Source organism: Devosia insulae DS-56 (assembly GCF_000970465.2).
Classification (GTDB): domain Bacteria; phylum Pseudomonadota; class Alphaproteobacteria; order Rhizobiales; family Devosiaceae; genus Devosia_A; species Devosia_A insulae.
Genome location: NZ_LAJE02000129.1, coordinates 1 through 2,718, shown reverse-complemented (window position 1 = coordinate 2,718; position 2,718 = coordinate 1). Strand labels below are relative to the sequence as shown.

Here is a 2,718-nt window from a genome sequence, read left to right as displayed (position 1 = left end):
GGACAGGGGTGGGGGTGTTCTTCCCGCGCCGGCCTGGCAGCCGTGTTGCCACGACGTAGGTTCGCCGACTGCGCACCGAGCTACCACCGCAGTGCAAACCGCCCGATCACTGCCCCAATCAGCGCCGTCGCAAGCACACCTGCGGTGTACCAGATGGCGATGAAGGGCATGCCGCTTTCCGTGCAGTGGAACGCGTAGACCCAGACCCCTGCACCGCCGGCGAACAGCCCGGCGGCGAAGCCGGCGAGGGTCGGGTTGGTCGGCGCGGCGCGGCGCATGGCGAGGATGACCGCAGCATAGATCGGAGCGGCGAGCGCGACGATGTAGAACGGGCAGCGCAAGGCGGTGCTGCCCATCACCAGGCGGCCCATCTGCTCGGGCCCCATCAGCATGAGTTGCAGCAGACCGCCGGCGCCGACCAGCAGCACCAGCATGGCGAGGCCGATCACCTGACGGCGGAGCTTGCCGCCGGGGCGCGCCAGGTTGAGCGCCGCGATGCCGCCGATAATGGCGAAGCCCGCCGTGTAGGCGAACTTGGTCCAGAACATCATGCTGCCGGGCGCTTGCATCATGTCGGGCCTGGGGCCGAGCCAGGCGAGCATGATGATCGCCGACAGCACGATGCCGAGGCCGGCCCAGCCGAACAGGCGGGCCTGCAGGGCCCGACGTGGAGTCGGCCTCAGGTCGGCGGTGAGCCGGTCGAGCAGCTCGTCACTCATCGGAGCGCCCTCCAAAGCGGTCGGCGAGCGATTTGAGCCCGCGATGGATCGAAACCTTCACTGCCGATTCCGACATACCGCTGCGCGCCGCGGCTTCGGCGATCGAGGCGCCCTCCAGCCGCACCTGGCGGATCAGGTCGGCGCGGCGGGCGGGGAGGCTCGACAGCACCGTATCGACATCCATGCGGGCGCTGGCGTCGCCGGTGTCGTCGCGAGCGAACAATGCCGCGTCGTCTTCCAGCGGCACGGTGGCGCGGACCTTGCTGCGGCGGAAATGGTCGATCAGCTTGTAGCGCGCGATGGCGTGCACCCAGGCGGTCAGCGGCTGGTTGCGGTCATAGGTCAGCCGTCGCGTGTGGATGGCCATCAGGGTTTCCTGCACCAGGTCGTCGCTGTTGGCGGCGAGCGCGGGGGTTAGGCGGCGCGCGAAATACGGGCGCAGGGTCCGGCGCAAGTCTTCCAGCAGCGCACGATAGGCGTTCGCATCGCCGTCGAGCGCCTTCAACATCAGCGCGCGGAGTCGCGCTTCCATGTCCGAGGTGACGCTCATTGAATCCTGAATTCGCTGGAGACGCTGCAAAGGTTACACCGCCCGACGAAGTCTGTCGCGCGGTCACGAACGCGTGACGACGTAACCTTGTGCAGTCCGGCCGCGAATTCCTCCTCGTAACGCCGCGCTGAGGCGGCCAAACGGGAGACTTTCGATGAAGACCATGCTTTCCGCCTTTGCCCTTGCGGCCGCTCTGGGTTTTGCCGGCAATGTCGCTGCCGAGGATGCGATGTCGACGCCGATGGCCGCCGAACCGATGGCCGGTGACGCCATGGCAGCCGATCCCATGGCAATGACGCCGGACGAAATGTTGAAAGCCTGTCTCGAGAAGGCCGGCATGGAAGCCGACGCGATGAAGAAGGACGACGCCACGAAGGCCTGCCACACGGCGCACAATATGGCCGGCGATGCGATGGGCGGCGATGCGATGTCGGCTGAACCGATGGCCGACGGCGCGATGGCCCCGGCGCAATAAACTATCCGTGATAGGCTGCAATCGCTCCCCGAACTGCCGTTCCTAAGGTAGGCGGGGAGCGACGCCGGAACCATTCGGGGGAACAATGACCGATCAGGCCATCGACAGGATTGAAGCCGACAAGCCGGCGAAGCCGAAAGGGCCGCTGATCTATCGGCAAGCGATCCTGACCCGCGTCACCCACTGGGTGTGGGCGATCGCCATGTTCTTCCTGTTGCTCACCGGCCTGCAGATCTGGAACGCTCATCCGGCGCTCTATGTCGGCGCCCAGTCGGGCTTCGAGTTCAACAATGAGATCCTGAGGATCGGCGCGGAGAATACCGACGCCGGGCCGCGCGGCTTCACTACGGTGTTCGGGCAGAAGTTCGACACCACGGGAGTCCTGGGGATGAGCGAGCTCCGGGGGAACCCGAACTTCGTCGGCTTTCCGGGTTGGGCCACCATTCCGTCGTTCCGCGATCTCGCGACCGGCCGGGTAGTGCATTTCTTCTTTGCCTGGATCCTTGTCGGGGCGCTGGCCATCTGGCTGATCTCCAGCCTCTTCAATGGCCACCTGTGGCGCGACGTGATCCTCAAGCCGCGCGATTTCCGTGAGCTGCCCAAGGATATCTGGGAGCATGTCCGGTTCCGCTTCCACCATCGCCGAACCTATTCGCCGCTACAGAAAGTCGCCTATTTCGGGGTGTTCTTCATCCTGTTCCCGCTGATCATCCTCACCGGGCTCGCCATGTCGCCGACGATGAATGCCGGCTGGCCGTGGCTGGTCGAAGTGTTCGGCGGGCGGCAGACGGCGCGCACCATCCACTTCATCGTCATGCTGCTGCTGGTGCTGTTCTTCGTGGTGCATATCGCCATGGTGGTGCTGGCAGGGCCGATCAATGAGTTGCGCTCGATGATCACCGGGTACTATCGCACCAGCCCCGAAGAGCTCCCCTCCCCCTTGAGGGGAGGTGCTGTCTTTTATTCACCTCTGA

General features: G+C 65.3%; 4 protein-coding genes. 2 read left to right on the top strand and 2 right to left on the bottom strand.

From position 1 onward, the window contains the following. Positions 1-80: 80 nt before the first annotated feature. Both VW23_RS08175 and VW23_RS08170 read right to left on the bottom strand, forming a co-directional pair. Complete coding sequence (locus VW23_RS08175) at positions 81-719, bottom strand: NrsF family protein (RefSeq protein ID WP_069909086.1); 639 nt, start codon at positions 717-719, stop codon at positions 81-83. After that, the gene (locus VW23_RS08170) at positions 712-1,269 is read right to left on the bottom strand and encodes a sigma-70 family RNA polymerase sigma factor (RefSeq protein WP_069909085.1); all 558 of its coding nucleotides are present in this window, start codon (positions 1,267-1,269) and stop codon (positions 712-714) included. The genes VW23_RS08175 and VW23_RS08170 overlap by 8 nt, the downstream gene beginning before the upstream one ends. A 154-nt stretch (positions 1,270-1,423) precedes the next feature. Here VW23_RS08170 and VW23_RS08165 point away from each other — a divergent pair, with 154 nt between their 5' ends. Then, complete coding sequence (locus tag VW23_RS08165; protein ID WP_069909084.1) at positions 1,424-1,744, top strand: hypothetical protein; 321 nt, start codon at positions 1,424-1,426, stop codon at positions 1,742-1,744. Between the two features lie 85 nt (positions 1,745-1,829). Further along, positions 1,830-2,718 (top strand): cytochrome b/b6 domain-containing protein (locus tag VW23_RS08160; protein ID WP_069909083.1); only part of this gene is annotated, 889 nt, incomplete at its 3' end.